Source organism: Candidatus Bathyarchaeia archaeon (assembly GCA_038882715.1).
GTDB lineage: Archaea > Thermoproteota > Bathyarchaeia > Bathyarchaeales > DTEX01 > DTEX01.
The window spans coordinates 21962-40864 of sequence record JAVZNR010000003.1 but is presented as its reverse complement, the minus strand read 5'-3'; the positions used below and the strand labels follow the sequence as shown (position 1 = coordinate 40864).

The window sequence follows — 18903 nt, the reverse complement described above, 5'->3', positions numbered from 1 at the left end:
ACATAGACTAAAAAGAAAATAATATTGACATTTATGGGCAGCAATCCTTTATCTAGCGGTCCTCCTTTTAATAACCATGATCGCGGATGCCGCCAGCATTAGGGCGATCAATGGGGTTGCGCTGTCGATTTCAGGTATTATTAGGCCGCTGAAAGTTAAGGTAAGTTTCTCTACAGGTGAGAGGCTATCTCCAAAAGAGAAGAAAACATGCAACCGCTGAGGCGGCTCCAGCCAGTCCGATGGAACCATATACCAGCCCCTAGACATGGGGTAGGCAAGGCTTTCGCTGGAGAAGAGGACAGCCGCGCCTGGCTCAGAGGTTACATAAGAAACCGTTTCATTAGAGAGTATTACGAAGTCCACGATTGAAGAAGTACCCCAGTATAAGGGTGACACGTACTTTGAGGGGGCAAGCGACTCAACATTTAGTAGCCTCAGAAAGTCTATTTTATGCGGTCCAGCCCCAACCGGCACGCTGGTATAGTATCCTACGGCCATGAGATATACCAGTTCACCCGTCTCCTCGCTCCTATCGGCAATAATCTCGATGAAGGCGTTCTCCTCACCGCTAATTGGGATGAATGTGAGTGAGAATCCCCCCTAAATCTTGGGCTAAGCATCTATCCATAAGCCAGCTTAGGTATCCTGTTAAGTCGCCCTTACCTAGACCAGCATAAGTTACAACGCAGTGCCCTTCAATTATTTCGGTGGAGCTCCATGTGAAAGCCTCTTCAAAAGCCTCTTCCATGGTTCCTTTCACGGAGTCCGCGAGTAATCTCGACGCTTCAGTATCAGTGTTGTTGAAGGCGAACACTAGTCTCGAGAAAGTTCTGGTAAAGACGACTATTATGCTAACCACGCTGGCGAGCTCACTTTTACCCATATCTACTTTGGGTGGGAAATGCACTAACGATATATCGTTAGAGACCACCATGCTTAAAACCTGGAGCTCGGCGGTTGTGCAGTTAAGAGATACACTGATCCTCTCTACGAAAACCGCTGAAAAATCTTCGTTCACGTTAGCAGCGTTAACCGATAAAGATTCTCTGGGCGCTAGCCCAAAGGCGATGAGCAATATTAGAAATATTATGGCCTCTTTAAATCTATGTTTCATCTTTTAACGCCACAGAAATATTTGTTTAGGATTAACTTAATAAGCCTTTAACGCCTACTGCCGCCCTGCCTTAATTCTAAGAAGTATGGCTTTCAGCCAATAAAGATGAGGTTAAGAGAGGTTTCACAAAACCTCTATCTAAGAAATATAGGATACTGTTCTTTAAGAAGATTTATATCTGTAAAAATATAGCTATTAATGAGTCTTCAATGCTGAAGGTAGTTGGATGAAAAAGTCTGCGAGATCCGAGAAGATGGGTTATGGTTTAGGCGCGCTCTTCGTTTTCGCCATATCTCTGGGCGTGGCGGCGATAATTTATGGTGGAGGCCTTCTCGCATTTGACCCATTAAATTTAATTGCATTTATCATCAGCCCCCTTGGGGCCTATACGCTTATCTACGCTTTAAAGGCGCGGGGAGACTACTTATATTATTTGAGTTGGGGGCTGATAATGTTTATCGTAGGCTTATCCTTCGCCCTTTACAGGCTTATAAATGTGATAGTGTTGTTTGGCTTACTGCTTATTCTTCTCGCATCAATAGGTTTGCTTGAATATTGGAGGAGAAAAGGATGAGCGAAGAGAAGAAGCCGGAAAAATTGGAGAAGGTTCGTGGAGAGATGGGGCTGCTGGAGAGAATAGCCGGCTACATTCCCGGGTATCGGGGATATAAGGAGAAAGAGCTGCGTAGGGAAAGCGACAGACTCGTTAGGATGGAGATCGTTAATAGGCTTAAGATGGCTAAGGATACTGTGAGAAGAAGCCTAGCTAACCCCATTATAGCGCAGAAAATTTCCAGCGAAGATGCCTGGAGGTTTGATGCACTTATGTCCCGCCTCGACAGGGTAATACAGCGTATAGATAGGGCTGTTGCCGGATACGCTGGGATGTTTGACGCTGTTAAAGTTAGGGAGGATAAGCTTGACATGGTTATTCAACATGATTTAAGTTTAATAGAAAAGGCTGAGGCAGTTAAGGCGGGCGCTGAATCCCTAGTTAGAGCCGAGCCCGGAAGAGAAGAGTGGAGGAGACTTATGAATGAATTAATATCGAGAGCCGAGGAGCTGGACGCATTAATTGATAGAAGAGTTCAAATTCTCAGGGGGATGGTGGGTTAAATGCCTAAGGTTATTGAGTGGGTTGGCGCGAGAGAAAGCGACATAGTCTGGAGGTATCCTAGTGAGGAGATCGCTTGGGGAGACAACCTGATTGTTCACGAGTACGAGGCAGCCGTCTTCCTCAGAGATGGTAAAGCGTACGATGTCTTTAGGGCTGGTAGACATGTCCTGACAACAGCGAACTTACCGTTGCTCACAAAAGTGTTATCAGTTATATCTGGGTTCGATAAAGTTCCATTCAGAGCAACAGTAATATTTGTCTCGCTGAAGCAGTTTCAGGGGAGATTCGGCGCCCAGGGCCAAACTAAGGAGCTGGCTCCCCTAAAGTTTTATGGCAGCTTCTGGTTTAGGATTGAGGAGCCCAACCTCTTCGTGAACGAGGTTGTTGGCGGGCAGGGAGCATACACCACAAGCAGCCTCCAAGATTTTCTTAGAGGATACTTCAATGAGAGATTAATCGACACATTAAGCCAATACTCGCTAACCGAAGTCTACGGAAAACTCGACGAAACCAGCTTCTTGGCGAAGAACGCCCTCTACGACGCCTTTAAGAGGATTGGGCTGGAGCTAATCGACGTGAAGTTTGAGGGAATCGACACTACACCTGAGTGGAGGGACAGAATATTCTTCCTTAGAACTGGGGTTTCAGCCAACGAGGTCCTAAGGATGCAGACGGTTCAGAAGACAGCTGAAAGTCTATCGAAAAGCCCCGGCGCAGCCGTAGGCGCAGGCGTGGTGGTGATTCCGCCGTTATTCCAGCCGCCAGCAGCCCCAGCTGCACCAGCACAGCAATTCATATTATGTCCAAAATGCGGCTTCCAGAACCCGTCAACAGCGAAGTTCTGCAGCAATTGCGGCGCACCCCTACAGGCGGCTGCAGCCGGTTTAACATGCCCGAAATGCGGAACAGCGAACCCGGCGGGTGCGAAATTCTGCATAAATTGCGGCTCACTGCTGCAATCTTCAGTTAAATGCCCGAAGTGTGGAAGCGAGGTTCAGCCGGGGGCAAAGTTCTGCCAAAATTGTGGGGAGAAGCTGGCTTAATAGATCTAAGCAATGATAACGAGTAACCTGACGGACGATTCGGGCGCAGCGCCAATTCCCTAGATCTTTTTATTCTGTAAGGTCTAGGGAAGTTAGACTACGCTGTTCTTCTAGCGCCGCAGTGGGGGCATACTGTATCCGTTTGCGGGAAGAGCGTCCCGCAGTATTTGCATGGAACCATAACTACTTCGCGGATAACTTCCCTCTCCTTTATAACTGGGGCGGCTGTCGGCTGGGCGACTTGAACCTCAAGAGTTGGGCTAACGGCATCCGGCCTGCCTTTAACCGCCACGACGCCCTTAATTGTCCACATAACCCTTCTATCTATCCCCTTAGAGGTTGGCTTCATTGTGATCGGGATCGGGATGCTGAAGGGAAAGCTGCCTGAAAAACCCTTTGAAATATGTATGGGCCCGCTGAGGCTTGGTTTTGCGGAGTATAGCGTGGCGGACTCCCAAACCTCCCTAATAACCTCCCTCTTCAGGGCTTGGTCGTAGAACCGTTTCTGAACCTTAGCCGACTCAACACACTGTATCTCGCATCTAATGTCTTCGGCGTCAAAATCCTCGTCAGAAGACACTATCAATTCTCCTTTAAGATCGCCGCCAAGAGAGAAGACGTCCCCGCTAAGATTTAATTTTAAATTGACTTTTGGGGGCGTAACCTTCTCAGCCATCTTCTTCAGGAACGACAATAGTGATCCTCCAACACTCTCTAAAACTGTAAAATGTTAAAACTTAAAATATTTGCGCCCTAGGGGTTGATGAGCGCTTTTCTCTTTTTTGATAGTTTAAATCTTTGTTCTGATTGAGGCGGCGTTCAAACCTTTTTTTGGGCGGTACACGTTGATTTCCTACGAAAAATATCCTTTTTATGTGAGGGCGATTATTCTGGCGGAGGGGGCGGAGGTGGAGGAGGCGGCGGTGGCGGTGGAGGTGGAGGAGGTCTTAACGAGATGTAGAAGTATGCTGCTGAAACGGTGAAGATGGCGTTTAACAGCCAGCTTACTATTGCCCCTATATATGATCCGACTATTGGGATTAGCGAGAAAACATACGAGAACGCTGCGCCTACAATTATTACGAGGATAATGAAGACCACGACTTCACCCACATTACTTAACACGAAATTAAAGGCTCTCTTCACGCTTTCAACAGCGTCTAATTCCTCAATTATAGCTATGACGACTATGAACATGGCTATTGGAAGCAATATCACGGTTATGCTGAATAAAGCCGCAATCACAGCAGTGACGATCAACGTGCCGATTCTGCTAACTACAAGGTTCAGGCTCTTGCGTAAATCTATCGGCCGACCGTTAAGGACGTCGTTAACCATATCTATGAGCATGCAGGCGGCCACGAAGCCTAAAATCGCGGCGACGAATGAGCCGAACATGAGTATGAATGGGTTCGGCGCCTCGATAAAATAGTATCTTATGGGGAACAATTGGGCGAGCGCGGAGAAAAACCATTGCACGATAATTGGGGCGGCGAAGGGGGCCAGCAGCATAGGGTTCTTCATTGAGATATCTAAGCCTTTAGAAATGGATTCTATTGATTTCGACATGCTCTACTTTTATGGTCTTCCAACCTTATTAATTTATCGCTGCCCAACAAAGCTTAAATTAACTATGCTTCAAAATAATAGATCTTGAGGCTGATTGGAGAGATCCATATGGCGCAGGCGAGAGAGAGAAGCGTGACGAGAGAGCGTTTAATCGGCATGCAGGTCATAGATGGGGACGGCTATCTAGTGGGGACTGTTAGGGATATAAGCTTCACTATCGGAAGAATGGGCATATCGCTATACGTGGAGGGGAAAGACGGCTCAACAAGAGAGGTGCCTTGGGAGGAAGTGCAATCCGTAGGAGACTTCGTCCTCTTGAAACCGCGGCCAGCGCAGGTTTTAGAGGCGCAGCAGCCCCAGCAACAACAGGTTCAGCAAGTGCAGCAGGTACAGCCACAACAGGCGCAGGCGCCGGTCTGCCCAACCTGCAAAGGCCCGCTTACGTGGATACCCCAATATCAGAGATGGTACTGCTATAAATGCAGGAAGTACGCTTAATCGATCAAAAGATAAAAGATATAATGCGTATATCTGCTGCTAGACTTTAAACTCGCCCGCAAACCTAACATGAAGGCTTTAAGATTAGGCTACCTGCTAAATGCTCTCCCAAACTAAGTTTTTCTTGAGGTTTATGGAGGTGTCGATTTGAATGTGAGGAGGAGGGTGATGACCGTTTACCGCGGCGGGGAACCCGATAGAATACCATGGTTAATTTATGATGGGTTGCTTCCTAGGGGCTACTTTGAGCGCAGGCTTAGGAATATGGGTTTAGGCTTAAAGGTCTCAGCTCCGGTTTGGAGGGCTGAGATGCCTCATGTCCGCGTTGAGACGAGGAGTCTAGGCAACATCGTATATACGAGCTTCCATACCCCTGTTGGCAGCGTTTCGATGAAGCAGAGAATCGGTTTACAGGAGGGCGCAGGCTCATCTTGGATCGTAGAGCATCCGATTAAGGGCTTGGCGGACTTTGAGGTTGTTGAGTTTATAGCTGAGGATACGCGGTATGTTCCCGACTATAAGCCTTTCCTAGACGCTGAGCGTAATCTAGGCGATGATGGAATAGTGTTCGTTTGGGCTGGGCGCTCGCCGATTCAAGAGCTTCAAATCGAGCTTATGGGGTATGAGATGTTCGCTGTTGCGCTCCACAGGTATCCTAAAGAGTTTGAGAGGCTTCTGAGGGCTTTAGAGAAGAGGGCTGACGAGCGCTATAAGATAATAGCGGAGTCCCCGGCTGAAGTTGTGAATGGAACAGATAACATAAATAGCGTGATAGTGAGCCCGAAACTCTATGAGAAATACGTTATGCCATTCTACAGTAGGCAGCATAGGCTTCTACGCAAGCATGACAAGATCTTAGAGGATCACATGGATGGGAAGCTTAAGGCTCTAAAAGACTTGGTTGCGAAAACGGATCTAGACGCTGTTGAAGCGTTTACGCCTCCACCCATGGGCGACCTGCCGCTGAAGGAGGCTAGAGAGGCATGGGATGGGAAAATCGTAAGCCTCAACATTCCTGAATCAATCTTCCTGGAGAGCCCCAGCAGAGTCAAAGAATACGTTTTAAGTCTCTTGAGGGAGGCTGCTCCCGGCGACCGCTTCATGCTATCGATCACAGAGGATATACCGGCGGGATATAGGGAGAAGGGGCTGCTGGCGGCCACAAGCGTTTGGAGGAAACATGGCAGATACCCGGTTAAAATATATTCTGAAACCGGCGGATATTAAGCTGTGAGGCTATGGGAGGCAGCGTTTTGAGATCCTATTTAAGCGAGGTAGATTTTGAAGCCATAAAACAGCGCTTCGACGCCTTCTGGGACAGGGAGATTCTGGATCGGCCTTTAATCCACATAACCGCCCCTAGAAAACCTGAGCGGAGCGTAACGCTGCCGGCTGTTAAAACAGTTGAGGAGAAGTGGACGAACATAGATTACGTGTTGAAGAAGGTTGAACTCTACTTTGAGAGCACAGCTTTTCTAGGCGACGCTATACCAGCCTACTGGCCGAACCTAGGCCCCAATCAGCTCACGGCTTTCCTCGGCGGCGACCTCATATTCCTAGATGAGCATACTTCATGGGTTAAGCCCTTCCTAAATAGTTTGGAGGGCTTCGAGCCCTCCCTGAACGAATCTAACAGGTGGTGGAGGGCAATGAATAATATAATGGATGCTGTCTGCGAGGCCGCTGAAGGAAACTTTCTCGTAGGCATACCGGACCTTCATTATGGCGGAGACTCTTTAGCAGCCATGATGGGTACGCGGAACCTTGTGAGGGCGCTTTACACCCATCCGGAAGAGGTTAAAAGAGTTATTGGGAGGCTGACTGAAATATGCATCGAGGTGTTTGAAGCCTTTTACCGGAAGATTTCACGCGTCCAGAAGGGTTCAATAAGCTGGATACCAGCCTACTCCAGAGGAAAATTCTTCCCTCTACAAGACGATTTTTCTGGGCTGGTCTCCCCAAAAATGTTTAGAGAGTTTTTCCTAGAGGAGCAGGTAGCCTTGTCTAGGCATCTTGACAACTCGATATTCCATTTGGATGGACCTATGGCTCTGGGCAACTTGGACATACTTCTAGAGGTGGACTCGATAGATGGGATACAGTGGGTTCCGGGGGCAGGCTCGCCGCCGGCATCCAAGTGGATACATGTATGCCGGAAGATACTGGATTCGGGGAAGTGCCTCCATATAAGCTGCGAGCCATGGGAAGTAAGAATCCTATTAGAGGAGCTTAAGCATGGGGGATTATTCCTGCAAACATGGTGTAGCGATGTGGAGGAAGCGTATAGGGTTCTGAGGCTGGTGGAGAAGTATGGCGCTAGGTAAGAAGGGTTCACAAAACCCTTTTATGCTGAGTTGACCTGAATATTATTTGCTAAAGAGTTAAGTGTGGCTGCGTTAAGGTTGGGCGTGTCATTAACCCCTAACGAGAAGTTCTTCATTATCCAGAAGGGTGAGATCCCAAACGTAAATATTGAGGAATGGCGCCTTACAGTGGACGGATACGTTGAGAAGCCGCTCTCCCTCTCATACGACGAGATAAGGGCTTTGCCGCAGACCAGATTAATTGAGGTTCTGGAATGCTACGACAACATGCCCGGCGGCTCCCTGATAGGGGTCGCCGAATGGGAAGGCGTCCTCGTGAGGCGGCTGCTCGATATAGCTCGGCCTAAAGACGGCGCCTCAACCCTACTCTTCCACTCCCTAGACGGCTACTCCACTAACCACAAGATGGATTATGTTAGGAAGATGTGCGTTATGCTCGCCCTAAAAATGAACGGCGCAACCCTACTGATCGAACACGGCTATCCGGCTAGGCTCGTCGCCCCCGGAATGTATGGTTACAAGTGGGCTAAATGGGTTTACAGAGTGGAGGTTTTAAAGGACGAGAAGCTCGGATACTGGGAGAGGAGGGGCTATCCCTCTGAGCCCTTTAGGGGTTTACAAGAATAGCTGGGAGGCCATTAAGAAAAAATGCTTGGTGATTAAAGGGGGTTCAGCCGCTCTCACCTCTGGAATTGTGGAAGGAAATCCTTATGCGCCTCAATGTAGTCGTCCAGCATCCTTTTAGCCACGCTCAGCGTCGGAACCATGGGGTCTAGGGACAATGCCTGCAGCGCAATCTCCCTGTCTCCGGTTAAGGCCGCTTCAACCGTGAGCTCCTGCTGCGCCACTCTGTGCTGCAGTATCGCCTCTATGCTTTTCGGCAACCTTCCAACTTTTAGGCCCCTGAAACCGAATGGGCCAACTACGGCTGGGATCTCAACTATGGCTTCATCCGGCAGCCCATCTATGCATCCGTCATTAGGTATATTAACGCCCTCAAAGAACTGAACTCTGCCGCTTAAAATTATCTCCATGAGTTCATATACGAATGAGTGCTCGGTTACACCCATCCTTTTCTCAACCAGCTCCTTTATGGGGTATTTCCCCTCAGCCCAGCCTAAAACCATGTCCCAAACCCTGCTCCGCCACTCTTCGCTGTAAATCGTGTCTCCCGGAAAGAGCTTAAGCCCGTATTTCGCTCCATAATCTGTTTCTGGGCGCAGGAAGTATGGGAAGAACTCAGCCACGTGAGCGTCGCCTTGAACCGGATATAGGCCGAAGGTCTCCATGAGCTCGACGGAAACATGCGCGTTGAAGGGCTTACCATGTTTAAGGGCTTCGTCCCTCATAATCCTCATCTTCTGCTTAAACTCCGGGTAAACATTCTTCCCATCCACATACGCCTCTAGAATCCACGTCAAATGGTTGACCCCAGCCGAAATGAATCTGACGTCTTCAGGCCTGCATCCTAAAACCCTCGATAGGATGTGGCGCGGCCCCCTAACACCCGTACATAAGCCCACAATATCAACTTTAGTCGTTTTTCTAACAGCCCTACATATAGTGGTTAAGGGGTTCGACTCGTTGAAAACTATTGCCTTGGGGCATATTTTTTCAATGTCCCTGCATATCTCCACGATAGGCGGTATATGTCTAAGGGCCCTCGAGAAGCCGGCCGGGCCAACTGTGTCCGCTACAGTGTGATATACGCCGTATTTCTCAGCAACCTTAACATCGGTCTCTATGCCCTTAACCCCGCCGACAGCGATAGTTATAACGACGAAGTCGGCGTTTCTCAGGAGCTCTCTTCTATCAGCGCTGGCTTCAACACTGATTTCGGCGCGCGTCTCATCGATAACCCTCGAAGCTATCTTCTCCATCACCCTGAGCTTCTCTTCATCTATATCCACAAGCCCTATCTCTATACCCTTAAACACATCTGAAGTGGCCATCTCAGCTAAAAGCTCCGGCGTGAAAGCCAAACTGCCGGCGCCAATAACGACGAGCTTCAATCCTCCACTCTCCACCGCCGCCCTATAAGTCGCTTGATCACTTGAATAGGCGCGTTATATCTATTAGGCGGGTTAAGGCTGGCGCTAAGGATCTCGTCATAACGTCTTCGGCTACACCCCTATTGTTCGCCGGATCATACATCGCCTCCACAAGCCTATCGAAATCTAAACTGTTTATTCTCTCGCATGCAGCCCTCAAAGCGTTAACGTTTAATGCTATGGCGACTTCGACAGGCATCCTCTCAGGGTTTATGTCTATCCCGAAGCGCCCCTCATAGCCATACATTTTCAGCACTAGCAGCGCCGCGTACATTTGATCCAAGCCGAGCACACCGACGTTTAAGTCTTGATCATAGTTTCCTAGAGGCTGACTGTTCCAGTGAGTGTGCGCAAGCCTCCCCTCACGCATAATTGAGGCAAAAGCGTAGGCTAGCTCCTCATGCCCCATCAAGACATGGCCAACCTCTGGATTCAATCCCACAAGCGCGTGGCCTTCAGATAGAAGCCTCCTATTCTCCTCGGATTTCAGCAGAGACTCAACATTTCTAGCCATTAAAATGCCGTTAGCGGTGTTCCTATAAATATTGTTTCCGCGAGGCTCGTAGGGTTTAGGCTCTATAGCAACCCTAACGCCCGGAACAGCGTCCATGGCTTCGGCGAGACCGGTCTCAAAGTTATCCCACATTGAGTAAAACTCTGTTCCTATGGGGTTCTCATAGCCGTCTATACCGGGCCAAACAACAACGAAATCCGCGTCTATCTCTTTGGCCAGCCTCAAGGTCTCTATTGTCCGCTGTAATGCTATCCTCCTAACTTTCGGATCAGGGTTCGATAGAGACCCAAACTCGAAGACCCTATCATAGAATAATCCCGGAACAACGGTTATCAGCCTCACACCGGTCTCCTTCTGGAGGCTCCTATATTCGTCCAGCAGATCGTAGTTGACCTCATTTGGGTAATGGGCCTCTAAACCGAATGTTGAGTCGATAACCCCTTTATCGTACATTACGGCGACTTTCCTAAGCACATCGTGGATTGAACCCCTCTCTACGTAGGGTTCATGAAACCTTCCGCCGCCCGGATAGAAGTACCAGACGCCGATTGAAAACTTGGGTTCTAAACGGAAGCTCTTTAGATGCTTAAGCATCTCCTCTTTACTTCTTCTAATCTTCTGTTTGCGTAGATCCATGAAAACCATAAATGACACCAGAAAATAATTATGGGCGCATAGCGTAAAACGTTTTCGTTAATAAGCTAGGCGGCTAAATGTTGCGGCGCTACACTTTTATATAAGCTTACCTCTTTGAGTAAATGACGGTGGAATTTAATTTGGGGCTAACGTCATTTATAAAGGCTAGCGCAAGACTGCTCAAGCTCGCTAGGAAACCTGATAGGGATGAGCTTTGGCTCTCCATAAAACTGTGTTTTCTAGGAGTAGCCATAGTTGGATCAATAGGCTTCGCAGTATACATGCTCGCCTCCTTCATTAGGGCAAGCGTCCAGCTACTCAGCCTATACTGGTATCTGGTGGGTGGCTGAAATGGGTGCTGAGGAATCAAGATTCTTTGCCGTAAGCACGACTGTCGGCCAAGAGAGGAACGTCGCCATGATCATAATGGGCCGCGTTGAAACAAACAATATTCCAGTTAAGGCCATACTTGTACCTGAAAACCTTAAGGGTTACGTATTTATTGAGGCTGACGGTCCCCACTGGGTTGAGAGGGCCACAGCCAACATAAAGCATGTTAAATCAAGGGTTTCAGGCGCCCTGCCCTTCTCGGAAATTGAGAAATATGTTGTGGTAAAATCAGTTATCGATGAGCTCGATGTTGACGATATCGTTGAGGTTATAAGCGGGCCGTTTAGGGGCATGAGAGCTAAGATAACTGACATAGATAAAAGTAAGGGTGAGATAACCATAGAGTTATTGGAGGCAACATTCACGTTGCCAGTTACTGTTCACGCAGACTATGTGAGACTAGTTTCAAAGGGGAAGTGAGAAGAATGCCGGCTGAGAAAAGAATTGTTGAGCTAGTTGTGAGCGGCGGGCAGGCGACAGCAGGCCCACCTATAGGCCCGGCCATCGGGCCTCTAGGCGTAAACGTTGTCGCCGTGGTGAACAAGATTAACGAATTGACTAAGGAATACTCTGGGATGAAGGTTCCGGTCAAAGTGATCGTTGACCCGGAGACGAAGACCTTTGAGGTTGAGGTTGGCATACCGACCACCTCAGCCCTAATTATTAAGGAGGCTAGCATAGCGAAGGGCTCTGGGAAACCTAACGCCGAGAAAGTTGGCAACCTATCAATGGAGCAGGTCATAAAGATCGCTAAGATAAAGCGGAGCAATCTCTTGGCTAAGACTTTAAAGGCGGCTGTTAAAGAGATTATCGGCAGCTGTGTTAGCATGGGTGTTACAGTTGATGGTAAGGATCCTAAAACGGTTCTGAGAGAGATCGATGAAGGAAAATATGATGATGCAATTAAAAGCGCTGAGGAGACAAAACAATAACATTTTTATCCTTCAAACATCCACGTAATTCTTACATTATTGGGGTTGAGCCTGAAAATGCCCGTGGAAAGAAGCAGTCTGGTTGAAGCAATAAGGGAGCTGAGGGCTAAAACTCCGAAGAAAAACTTTAAGCAATCCATAGAGCTCATCATAAATCTCCGGGATGTCGACGTAAGTAAAGCCGAGAACAGGATACAGGAGACTATCGAGCTGCCACACCAAATAGGGAAAAAAGTTAACGTATGCGTCTTCGCCTCCGGCGACGCTGCTTTAAGGGCTAGGAGAGCCGGCGCAGACATGGTTCTGGAGAGGGAGGAGATTGAAAGCCTCATGGGCGATAAGAAGAGGCAGAGGCAGATAGCCAAACAATCCGACTCCTTCATTGCGACGGCGCCGTTAATGCCTCTAGTCGGCAGAGTTTTCGGCGCGATACTCGGCCCTAGGGGTAAAATGCCTACGCCCGTGCCCCCAACGGTGGACATAGAGCGCGAGGTTGAGCGGCACAGGAGATTGGTTATGGTTAGAACTAGGGGTCAACCTGTCTTGAGCTGCAGGGTTGGAACAGAGGATATGAGCGATGATGAGTTAATCGATAATATTGAGGCGGTTTTAAGTAGGATTGAGGGAAAACTTAAAAGGGGAATCAAGAATATAGCCTCAATCTACGTTAAAGCGACTATGGGCCCCCCGATTAAGGTTAAGATCGAGGAGGATTAATGTTGCTGGTTCAAGCCCGCAGGACGCTACTAGACAAGTCTGAGAAGATTAGGGAGATAAAAGATTTAGCGGCAAGCTACCGCACTATAGGTATCGCAGGCCTACATAAGGTCAGGGCTCAGCAGCTGCAGGAGATAAGGCGTAAGCTTGAGGGCATAGCTAAACTAAAGGTTTACAAGAACACTCTGGTTGAACGCGCATTTAGAGAACTGGGGTACGCCAACGTAGATGAGCTAAAGAAATATATGCAGGGTTCAAACGTCTACATATTCACGAACCATAACCCATTTAAGCTGGCGCTACTCCTAGAGAGAAGCAAGGTTAAGGTGCCAGCTAAGGCCGGAGACATAGCGACCGAAGACATAGTTGTTCCGGCGGGCAACACCGGTCTACCGCCCGGGCCGATAATCAGCCAGCTGAACGCCGTCGGCATACCGACGCGCATCGAGAGCGGGAGCGTATGGGTCAGCAAGGACACTGTTGTGGCTAGGAAGGGTGAGGTTATAAACGAGAGCCTTGCGGCAGCCCTCTCGAAGCTCGGCCTCAAACCGATAGAGCTCGGCCTATCGCTTAAAGCCATATATGATGAGGGATTTGTGCTCTCAGAGAACGATTTAAAGCTCAACTTTGAGGATTACAAAAAGAGCATTGGGGAAGCCCACGCATACGCTATAAACCTAGCACTCAATGCCGTATATCCTATGCCGGAAACAATAACTTTTCTGCTGCATAGAGCCGTCTTTGAAGCTAGGAACCTAGCCCTAAACGCAGGGGTCTTCCTACCGGAGACCCTGCCAGAACTACTCTTAAGAGCGCATATGGAGGCTCTAGCCCTAGAGGCCGAGATTAAAAAGAGGCAGGGCTCCTAAACCTTCTCTGTATTTAGGCCTATTCTCCCTATAATCTCCATTAATCTGCCTTTATCATCGCCTTTCATACCCTTCCAGTCTAAAATAATCTTTTCAACCTTCTCAACTGTGCGCTCTATACACTGTCTGAGCATAGGCTCATCGAGGTGGCTTAAAGCGTATTTTGGAATCATGTGGCCGAAGGCTATATCGCTCGTTAAAGCTATTCGGGTAAACTTATCGTTATAGTGCTGCCCGCCGACGCCTAAAGCCGCTGGATAAACATTTTCGTTTTCAGCCGCCGCCATAGCTCCCCTAGCAACCGCTTCAGCAGCCTTAGGGTCACGCCACTGGTCGATTGAGCTGCCGAGCTCAACAAACATTGCTGGGAAATCCAGCGAGGGGCCGTGATGCGTGCATTCGTAGGAGACTTCGTAGGGGAGGCTCATCTCCTCCTGAGCCTTCTTCATCTCAAGCAAGGCGGCTTTCATGGCGCTTGCCGGCGAAATGGACACTTTTCCAGCTATTCCGCCTAGGGATGCTTCGCCGATGTTTCCCGGAGTGTGGACTGACAGCGTCGGTGTTCCGCTTCTACTGCTGTGCCTCGATATGAATATTGCTATCTTCAGGTCGCTGGGATACGGGATGTCTTGCGTCTTAACAGGCTCATCGTTGACGAAAACGAGCTTAGCCGTCTCCGACCCCCTAACCCTCTTCACGTAAACCGGGTTTCCGAGGAAAAGCTCATCGCCCTCTTTAAACTCAAACAGCTCTATGAGCTTCCTAGCTATATTTAATCCAGCGACATCCATTTTAGAAGCTATGAAAAATATCATCTCTCTCCATCCTTAAAATAAAAAAGGGTATGTTGTTATATCGGTTTATGCTTCCACTAGGGTTTCGGTGCTCCTCACACCGTTTATCCCATTCACTATAGTCGTCGCCTTCCTAAGGTCAGCGTAGTCCCCTGCCTCAAGAAAAACCACTATATCGAACCTTCCATATGTGAAGTACGCTTTTCTTACGCCGCTAACTTTCCTAATGGCTTCTAAAACCGCTTCAGCTTTAGTTGGAACAACCTTCACTAATATACACGCGTTTAACATGGCTTCCACCCCAAATTGCTAAGCCTCTATCTCCACAAGGGTCTCGGTGAAGACGACGCCGCTCAACCTACCGATCCTAAGAACCGTTGAGCCCAGCTCCTTCATGTCTGCAGCCTCAATGTCCGCTACAACATCGTATCTTCCTAAAACTGGAAAAACTCTTTTAACGCCTCTTAACTGTTTCATCGCTTTAACAACATCCTCAAATCTTCCATGCTCAGTCCTTATCAACACGCATGCTGAAACCAAAAGCCGCCCCCCATACCTTAATATATGTTTTAGCTGACAAAAGATTAATGCTTTTTGGTCAACGTTTTACCCTCCATCAAAACAAGTTTATTTCCTACATGCACATAGCCTATGCTGGAAAACTCGGCTTTAAAGGGTAGAGTTAAGCGATATATTTAAATAAAAAGTCGCACTTTCCTTGATAATTGCTGAAAGCGTGGAAGGTCAACGGAATGGCGACCGAATACAGGCATATAGTTCGCATAATAGATAGAGATTTAGATGGGTCGAAAACCCTAGTGGACGCTCTAAGTGATGTTAAAGGCGTAGGGTTAAGGCTGGCCGGCATCATAGCTGAAAAGGTGGGGCTCTCACCCTGGACGCGTATAGGTTATCTTCCTAGCGAAAAGATTGAGGAGATTGAGAAACTCATAAAGAATTTAGATAAGAGCGGTCTCCCAGCATGGCTCCTCAACCGCCGCAAGGACGTCGAGACAGGTGAGGACAGACACATAATTTCCTCAGACATAGATCTACAGGTTAAAGCCGACATAGAGCGCGAGAAAGCCTTGTGGTCTTGGCGCGGCTACCGCCACGCATATGGGCTTAAGGTTCGCGGGCAGAGAACTAGGACTACCGGTAGAACCGGTAAGACTGTCGGTGTAGCCAAGAAGAAGAGGGGATAGATCGCATGGGCGACCCAAAGAAGCCGAAAAAGAAGTATGAGTCGCCGAGATTCCCTTGGAGAAGCGATGTCCTACAGAATGAGCTCGTGCTTCTAGGCCAGTATGGCTTAAGGAATAAGCGTGAACTCTGGCGTGCGAAAACAATGCTGTCAAAGTTTAGAGGGGTCGCCAGATCCCTGCTAGGGATGAGCGCTGAGCGCCGGGTTAAACTTGAGGCTCAGCTTCTCGGTAAGCTGAAGCGTCTGGGGATGCTTCCCGAGAACGCTGTGCTGGACGATGTTTTAGACATGACTGTTGAAAATATCCTTGAGAGGAGGCTGCAGACGATAGTGTTTAGGAAGGGGTTGGCTAAAACGCCCTACCAAGCCCGCCAGCTAATAGTTCACGGCCACATAGCTGTTAATGGCAGGGTTGTTTACTCGCCGGGATACCTGGTGCCTAAAGATGAGGAGGAAAGCGTAACTTATGCGCCTGCAAGCCCGCTCAGCAATCCGGATCATCCATTAAGAATATCTATAGAGGCCGCGCCTAAAGCTGAGGGAGGTGTGAGGGCAGGATGAGCAGCAGGAAGTCCGATTTAAGGTGGGGTGTAGCCCACGTATATAGCTCATATAACAATACGATAGTTCATATAACTGACCTATCCGGCGCAGAGACAATTGCAAGGGCCTCCGGAGGAATGTTTGTTAAAGCCGATAGGCAGGAGTCCACGCCATACGCGGCTATGAGGGCAGCCGCATACGCGGCGCAGGTGGCTAAAGATAAAGGTATAAACGCCATACACATAAAGGTTCGCGCGCCCGGAGGAACCGGGCCTAGGACGCCTGGCCCAGGGGCTCAGGCGGCTATAAGGGCTCTTGCCAGAGCTGGCTTCAAAATGATTGGGCGCATAGAAGAGGTTACGCCGCTTCCTCATGATGGATGTAGGCGTCCTGGTGGGCGTAGGGGTAGAAGAGTATAAGCCTTAAGCCTACAGAGGGTGTTTTCAGGGGAAAGGTTGAAATATTTCTCTGCGCTCTTATGTGAGGAGCAATATAGTATTGCTTAATGTTCCGTCAGCGTAGAGGAACTAGACTATGCGCGTAACAGTGCTTGAGAGGAGCGATTTAACAGCACATTTCATAATTGAGGGTATAAACCCTTCACTGGCCAACACGCTTAGAAGAATAATTCTATCTGAAGTCCCGACGATGGCCATAGACGATATTGTAATATATGAGAACTCGTCGGTTCTACATGATGAGGTTCTCGCTTTAAGGCTTGGTTTAATACCCCTAAAGACGGATTTAGACTCCTACAATCTTCCTGAAAAATGTACCTGTAAAAGCGAGTTGGGTTGCCCTCTTTGTAGAGCGGTATTAACGCTTAACGTTGAGGCTAAGGGCAGTGTGCGCACAGTTTACTCCGGAGACCTTGTTTCAGAAAACCCAAACATAGTTCCGGTAAGCGACAAGATCCCGGTGGTTAAGCTCGCGCCTGGGCAAAAAATAATGCTTGAGGCATATGCTAAGCTTGGCAGAGGGAAGGATCACGCTAAGTGGCAGCCTGTTTCAGCCTGCACCTACAGGTATAAGCCGATAGTGAATATAGATTATGCCCGGTGCGATGGATGCGGGAAATGCGTTGAAATCTGCCCGAGAAAGGTTTTCGCCAAAGAGGGAGATAAGGTTGTCGTCGTAAGGGAGATGGAGTGCACGCTATGCACGGACTGCGTCAGGGTCTGCAGGATTAAGCCCCCACCGATACAGGTAAGCTGGGATGACACCACATTCATATTTTATGTTGAGTCAACAGGTTCCTTACCCGTGGAGCGCATAATTTTTGAGGCGTTAAAAATCTATGAGGAGAAGTTTACTGAATTTATGAAGCTGCTTGAGGGGTTGAGGGAATGAGGAGCGTGAAGACTACAAACCCTAACCTGATAAGATTACTGTACACGTTGAGGAAGGCTGCTAGGAAGAATAATGCCAGAATATGGAGAACCGTGGCCGAACATCTCTCTAAGCCGCGCAGAAGACGAGTGGCGGTCAACTTAAGCCGGATAAACCGCTACACGCAGGATGGCGACGTGGTTGTTGTTCCAGGAAAGGTTTTAGGGTCTGGTTTACTTACACATTCGGTTACGGTTGCCGCATTCGACTTCTCGAGGCAGGCGCGCCAAAAAATAGTTGACGCTAAAGGGAAATGTTTATCCATACCTGAGCTTATAGAATTGAATCCTAAAGGCTCAAATGTTAAGATAATTGGGTGAAAGGGCAGTTGAGCGGTCAAGACAGCGGTAAAATAACTATAATTGATGCGAAGGGTCTTGTGCTCGGAAGGATGGCTAGCGTGATCGCTAAGAGGCTTCTCAACGGAGAGAAGATTATAGTTGTGAACGCTGAGGGCGCGGTTATATCTGGCGATAAATATAGGATAATTCAGCAGTATCACGATTACCTTCAGATAGGGCACCCTGGAAGGGGGCCTCTACACCCCAGGAGACCAGACCGCATAGTTAAGAGGGCTATACGTGGAATGTTGCCTTACAAGCAGCCTCGTGGAAGAGAAGCCTTAAAAAGGCTGAGAGTCTATATGAGTGTGCCGGAGGATCTTAAGGGTAAGCCTATGGAAACCATACCAGAAGCCGACGCCAGCAGGTTGAGGGGGCCGCGTATAACGGTCTCCGAGCTATCTAAGTACATTATCGGTTGAGTGGGAGGTGGATGTGATGCCAGCTTTACCCGCGAAGAAAGTTTTAGTTGTGAGCGGAAAACGGAAAACGGCCATAGCGAGGGCTGTAGTTAAGCCCGGTATGGGTAGGATCCGCATCAACAATATACCTTTAGAAATATACGAGCCTGAAGTTGCACGTTTAAAGATTCTAGAGGTGCTTATGGAAGCCGGCGAAGATGTCTGGAAGGACTTGGATATAAACGTCGACGTTGCGGGAGGCGGCTTCATGGGGCAGGCTGAAGCGGCTAGGATGGCTATCGCAAGGGCGCTTGTAAAATGGACTAAGAGCGCATCCCTGAAATCCGCCTTCCTAAAGTTCGATAGGACGCTGATAGCTGGGGACCCGAGGAGAAAGGAACCTAAAAAGTTTGGCGGCCCAGGCGCTAGGGCCAGGGACCAGAAGAGTTATAGGTGA

28 protein-coding genes are annotated in these 18903 nt (G+C 48.6%); 19 read left to right on the top strand and 9 right to left on the bottom strand.

Annotated elements, in window-relative coordinates; translation table 11 throughout:
* Positions 1-48: 48 nt before the first annotated feature.
* Positions 49-498 (bottom strand): hypothetical protein, encoded by a 450-nt coding sequence (locus tag QXR61_02635; GenBank protein MEM3756847.1) that lies wholly within the window; start codon positions 496-498, stop codon positions 49-51.
* Positions 499-568: 70 nt separating this feature from the next.
* On the bottom strand, positions 569-1114 hold the full coding sequence (locus QXR61_02630) for a hypothetical protein (protein ID MEM3756846.1): 546 nt from the start codon (positions 1112-1114) through the stop codon (positions 569-571).
* A gap of 226 nt (positions 1115-1340) precedes the next feature.
* Between QXR61_02630 and QXR61_02625 the strand changes: the two genes are divergently transcribed.
* The 3 genes from QXR61_02625 to QXR61_02615 are packed head-to-tail and all read left to right on the top strand — an operon-like array spanning position 1341 to position 3274.
* Positions 1341-1688: a hypothetical protein gene (locus tag QXR61_02625; protein ID MEM3756845.1), complete on the top strand. Its 348-nt coding sequence runs from the start codon at positions 1341-1343 to the stop codon at positions 1686-1688.
* On the top strand, positions 1685-2230 hold the full coding sequence (locus QXR61_02620) for a hypothetical protein (protein ID MEM3756844.1): 546 nt from the start codon (positions 1685-1687) through the stop codon (positions 2228-2230). The genes QXR61_02625 and QXR61_02620 overlap by 4 nt, the downstream gene beginning before the upstream one ends.
* Positions 2231-3274: an SPFH domain-containing protein gene (locus QXR61_02615; GenBank protein ID MEM3756843.1), complete on the top strand. Its 1044-nt coding sequence runs from the start codon at positions 2231-2233 to the stop codon at positions 3272-3274.
* A gap of 97 nt (positions 3275-3371) precedes the next feature.
* On the opposite strand, the gene QXR61_02610 is transcribed toward QXR61_02615, so the two are convergent.
* Positions 3372-3968: a hypothetical protein gene (locus QXR61_02610; protein ID MEM3756842.1), complete on the bottom strand. Its 597-nt coding sequence runs from the start codon at positions 3966-3968 to the stop codon at positions 3372-3374.
* A 191-nt stretch (positions 3969-4159) separates the two neighbouring features.
* The gene (locus QXR61_02605) at positions 4160-4843 is read right to left on the bottom strand and encodes a hypothetical protein (protein ID MEM3756841.1); all 684 of its coding nucleotides are present in this window, start codon (positions 4841-4843) and stop codon (positions 4160-4162) included.
* Positions 4844-4951: 108 nt separating this feature from the next.
* Between QXR61_02605 and QXR61_02600 the strand changes: the two genes are divergently transcribed.
* The 4 genes from QXR61_02600 to QXR61_02585 all read left to right on the top strand — a co-directional run bounded on the left by QXR61_02600 (position 4952) and on the right by QXR61_02585 (position 8292).
* Positions 4952-5341, top strand: a complete 390-nt coding sequence (locus QXR61_02600; GenBank protein MEM3756840.1) for a PRC-barrel domain-containing protein — start codon at positions 4952-4954, stop codon at positions 5339-5341.
* Positions 5342-5494: 153 nt separating this feature from the next.
* Positions 5495-6568, top strand: coding sequence for a uroporphyrinogen decarboxylase family protein (locus QXR61_02595; protein ID MEM3756839.1), 1074 nt, complete (start codon positions 5495-5497; stop codon positions 6566-6568).
* Between the two features lie 26 nt (positions 6569-6594).
* Positions 6595-7665, top strand: coding sequence for a hypothetical protein (locus QXR61_02590; GenBank protein MEM3756838.1), 1071 nt, complete (start codon positions 6595-6597; stop codon positions 7663-7665).
* 84 nt (positions 7666-7749) lie between these two features.
* Positions 7750-8292 carry a molybdopterin-dependent oxidoreductase gene (locus QXR61_02585; GenBank protein MEM3756837.1) on the top strand — a complete coding sequence of 181 codons (543 nt, stop codon included), beginning with the start codon at positions 7750-7752 and terminating at the stop codon, positions 8290-8292.
* A 53-nt stretch (positions 8293-8345) separates the two neighbouring features.
* Here QXR61_02585 and QXR61_02580 read toward each other — a convergent pair whose 3' ends face one another.
* Both QXR61_02580 and QXR61_02575 read right to left on the bottom strand, forming a co-directional pair.
* Positions 8346-9677: a hypothetical protein gene (locus QXR61_02580; protein MEM3756836.1), complete on the bottom strand. Its 1332-nt coding sequence runs from the start codon at positions 9675-9677 to the stop codon at positions 8346-8348.
* Positions 9678-9714: 37 nt separating this feature from the next.
* Entirely contained in the window at positions 9715-10875 is a 1161-nt protein-coding gene (locus QXR61_02575) for a TIM barrel protein (protein ID MEM3756835.1), read from the bottom strand.
* A 131-nt stretch (positions 10876-11006) separates the two neighbouring features.
* Between QXR61_02575 and QXR61_02570 the strand changes: the two genes are divergently transcribed.
* From QXR61_02570 to QXR61_02550, 5 genes are read left to right on the top strand one after another with little or no spacing between them, the layout of a single operon-like run.
* The gene (locus tag QXR61_02570) at positions 11007-11216 is read left to right on the top strand and encodes a protein translocase SEC61 complex subunit gamma (GenBank protein ID MEM3756834.1); all 210 of its coding nucleotides are present in this window, start codon (positions 11007-11009) and stop codon (positions 11214-11216) included.
* A 1-nt stretch (position 11217) separates the two neighbouring features.
* Positions 11218-11676, top strand: coding sequence for a transcription elongation factor Spt5 (locus QXR61_02565; GenBank protein MEM3756833.1), 459 nt, complete (start codon positions 11218-11220; stop codon positions 11674-11676).
* A 5-nt stretch (positions 11677-11681) separates the two neighbouring features.
* A complete protein-coding gene (locus QXR61_02560; GenBank protein MEM3756832.1) occupies positions 11682-12188 on the top strand; it encodes a 50S ribosomal protein L11 in 507 nt (168 codons plus the stop codon).
* A gap of 57 nt (positions 12189-12245) precedes the next feature.
* A complete protein-coding gene (locus QXR61_02555; protein ID MEM3756831.1) occupies positions 12246-12905 on the top strand; it encodes a 50S ribosomal protein L1 in 660 nt (219 codons plus the stop codon).
* Positions 12905-13774, top strand: a complete 870-nt coding sequence (locus QXR61_02550) for a 50S ribosomal protein L10 (GenBank protein ID MEM3756830.1) — start codon at positions 12905-12907, stop codon at positions 13772-13774. Before QXR61_02555 ends, QXR61_02550 begins: the two co-directional genes overlap by 1 nt.
* Here the strand turns inward: QXR61_02550 and QXR61_02545 are convergent.
* From QXR61_02545 to QXR61_02535, 3 genes are read right to left on the bottom strand one after another with little or no spacing between them, the layout of a single operon-like run.
* Positions 13771-14589 carry a D-aminoacyl-tRNA deacylase gene (locus tag QXR61_02545; protein MEM3756829.1) on the bottom strand — a complete coding sequence of 273 codons (819 nt, stop codon included), beginning with the start codon at positions 14587-14589 and terminating at the stop codon, positions 13771-13773. The two genes, QXR61_02550 and QXR61_02545, sit on opposite strands and share 4 nt — an antisense overlap.
* A 45-nt stretch (positions 14590-14634) precedes the next feature.
* The gene (locus QXR61_02540) at positions 14635-14859 is read right to left on the bottom strand and encodes an Lrp/AsnC ligand binding domain-containing protein (protein ID MEM3756828.1); all 225 of its coding nucleotides are present in this window, start codon (positions 14857-14859) and stop codon (positions 14635-14637) included.
* Between the two features lie 18 nt (positions 14860-14877).
* On the bottom strand, positions 14878-15108 hold the full coding sequence (locus QXR61_02535) for an Lrp/AsnC ligand binding domain-containing protein (GenBank protein ID MEM3756827.1): 231 nt from the start codon (positions 15106-15108) through the stop codon (positions 14878-14880).
* 212 nt (positions 15109-15320) lie between these two features.
* On the opposite strand from QXR61_02535, the gene QXR61_02530 reads away from it, so the two are divergent.
* The 7 genes from QXR61_02530 to QXR61_02500 all read left to right on the top strand — a co-directional run bounded on the left by QXR61_02530 (position 15321) and on the right by QXR61_02500 (position 18903).
* Positions 15321-15773 carry a 30S ribosomal protein S13 gene (locus QXR61_02530; GenBank protein ID MEM3756826.1) on the top strand — a complete coding sequence of 151 codons (453 nt, stop codon included), beginning with the start codon at positions 15321-15323 and terminating at the stop codon, positions 15771-15773.
* Between the two features lie 5 nt (positions 15774-15778).
* On the top strand, positions 15779-16333 hold the full coding sequence (locus QXR61_02525) for a 30S ribosomal protein S4 (protein MEM3756825.1): 555 nt from the start codon (positions 15779-15781) through the stop codon (positions 16331-16333).
* Positions 16330-16734 (top strand): 30S ribosomal protein S11, encoded by a 405-nt coding sequence (locus QXR61_02520; protein MEM3756824.1) that lies wholly within the window; start codon positions 16330-16332, stop codon positions 16732-16734. The genes QXR61_02525 and QXR61_02520 overlap by 4 nt, the downstream gene beginning before the upstream one ends.
* 115 nt (positions 16735-16849) lie before the next feature.
* On the top strand, positions 16850-17665 hold the full coding sequence (locus QXR61_02515) for a DNA-directed RNA polymerase subunit D (GenBank protein ID MEM3756823.1): 816 nt from the start codon (positions 16850-16852) through the stop codon (positions 17663-17665).
* Positions 17662-18024 carry a 50S ribosomal protein L18e gene (locus QXR61_02510; protein ID MEM3756822.1) on the top strand — a complete coding sequence of 121 codons (363 nt, stop codon included), beginning with the start codon at positions 17662-17664 and terminating at the stop codon, positions 18022-18024. The genes QXR61_02515 and QXR61_02510 overlap by 4 nt, the downstream gene beginning before the upstream one ends.
* A gap of 8 nt (positions 18025-18032) precedes the next feature.
* Positions 18033-18467, top strand: a complete 435-nt coding sequence (locus QXR61_02505) for a 50S ribosomal protein L13 (GenBank protein ID MEM3756821.1) — start codon at positions 18033-18035, stop codon at positions 18465-18467.
* Between the two features lie 16 nt (positions 18468-18483).
* Positions 18484-18903, top strand: a complete 420-nt coding sequence (locus QXR61_02500) for a 30S ribosomal protein S9 (GenBank protein MEM3756820.1) — start codon at positions 18484-18486, stop codon at positions 18901-18903.

Excerpts from the sequence above, each read along its gene's own strand:
- QXR61_02635 (MEM3756847.1), bottom strand. The coding sequence starts at position 498 with ATGGCCGTAGGATACTATACCAGCGTGCCGGTTGGGGCTGGACCGCAT.
- QXR61_02630 (MEM3756846.1), bottom strand. The coding sequence starts at position 1,114 with ATGAAACATAGATTTAAAGAGGCCATAATATTTCTAATATTGCTCATC.
- QXR61_02625 (MEM3756845.1), top strand. The coding sequence starts at position 1,341 with ATGAAAAAGTCTGCGAGATCCGAGAAGATGGGTTATGGTTTAGGCGCG.
- QXR61_02620 (MEM3756844.1), top strand. The coding sequence starts at position 1,685 with ATGAGCGAAGAGAAGAAGCCGGAAAAATTGGAGAAGGTTCGTGGAGAG.
- QXR61_02615 (MEM3756843.1), top strand. The coding sequence starts at position 2,231 with ATGCCTAAGGTTATTGAGTGGGTTGGCGCGAGAGAAAGCGACATAGTC.
- QXR61_02605 (MEM3756841.1), bottom strand. The coding sequence starts at position 4,843 with ATGTCGAAATCAATAGAATCCATTTCTAAAGGCTTAGATATCTCAATG.
- QXR61_02600 (MEM3756840.1), top strand. The coding sequence starts at position 4,952 with ATGGCGCAGGCGAGAGAGAGAAGCGTGACGAGAGAGCGTTTAATCGGC.
- QXR61_02575 (MEM3756835.1), bottom strand. The coding sequence starts at position 10,875 with ATGGTTTTCATGGATCTACGCAAACAGAAGATTAGAAGAAGTAAAGAG.
- QXR61_02565 (MEM3756833.1), top strand. The coding sequence starts at position 11,218 with ATGGGTGCTGAGGAATCAAGATTCTTTGCCGTAAGCACGACTGTCGGC.
- QXR61_02560 (MEM3756832.1), top strand. The coding sequence starts at position 11,682 with ATGCCGGCTGAGAAAAGAATTGTTGAGCTAGTTGTGAGCGGCGGGCAG.
- QXR61_02555 (MEM3756831.1), top strand. The coding sequence starts at position 12,246 with ATGCCCGTGGAAAGAAGCAGTCTGGTTGAAGCAATAAGGGAGCTGAGG.
- QXR61_02550 (MEM3756830.1), top strand. The coding sequence starts at position 12,905 with ATGTTGCTGGTTCAAGCCCGCAGGACGCTACTAGACAAGTCTGAGAAG.
- QXR61_02545 (MEM3756829.1), bottom strand. The coding sequence starts at position 14,589 with ATGATATTTTTCATAGCTTCTAAAATGGATGTCGCTGGATTAAATATA.
- QXR61_02540 (MEM3756828.1), bottom strand. The coding sequence starts at position 14,859 with ATGTTAAACGCGTGTATATTAGTGAAGGTTGTTCCAACTAAAGCTGAA.
- QXR61_02530 (MEM3756826.1), top strand. The coding sequence starts at position 15,321 with ATGGCGACCGAATACAGGCATATAGTTCGCATAATAGATAGAGATTTA.
- QXR61_02525 (MEM3756825.1), top strand. The coding sequence starts at position 15,779 with ATGGGCGACCCAAAGAAGCCGAAAAAGAAGTATGAGTCGCCGAGATTC.
- QXR61_02520 (MEM3756824.1), top strand. The coding sequence starts at position 16,330 with ATGAGCAGCAGGAAGTCCGATTTAAGGTGGGGTGTAGCCCACGTATAT.
- QXR61_02515 (MEM3756823.1), top strand. The coding sequence starts at position 16,850 with ATGCGCGTAACAGTGCTTGAGAGGAGCGATTTAACAGCACATTTCATA.
- QXR61_02510 (MEM3756822.1), top strand. The coding sequence starts at position 17,662 with ATGAGGAGCGTGAAGACTACAAACCCTAACCTGATAAGATTACTGTAC.
- QXR61_02500 (MEM3756820.1), top strand. The coding sequence starts at position 18,484 with ATGCCAGCTTTACCCGCGAAGAAAGTTTTAGTTGTGAGCGGAAAACGG.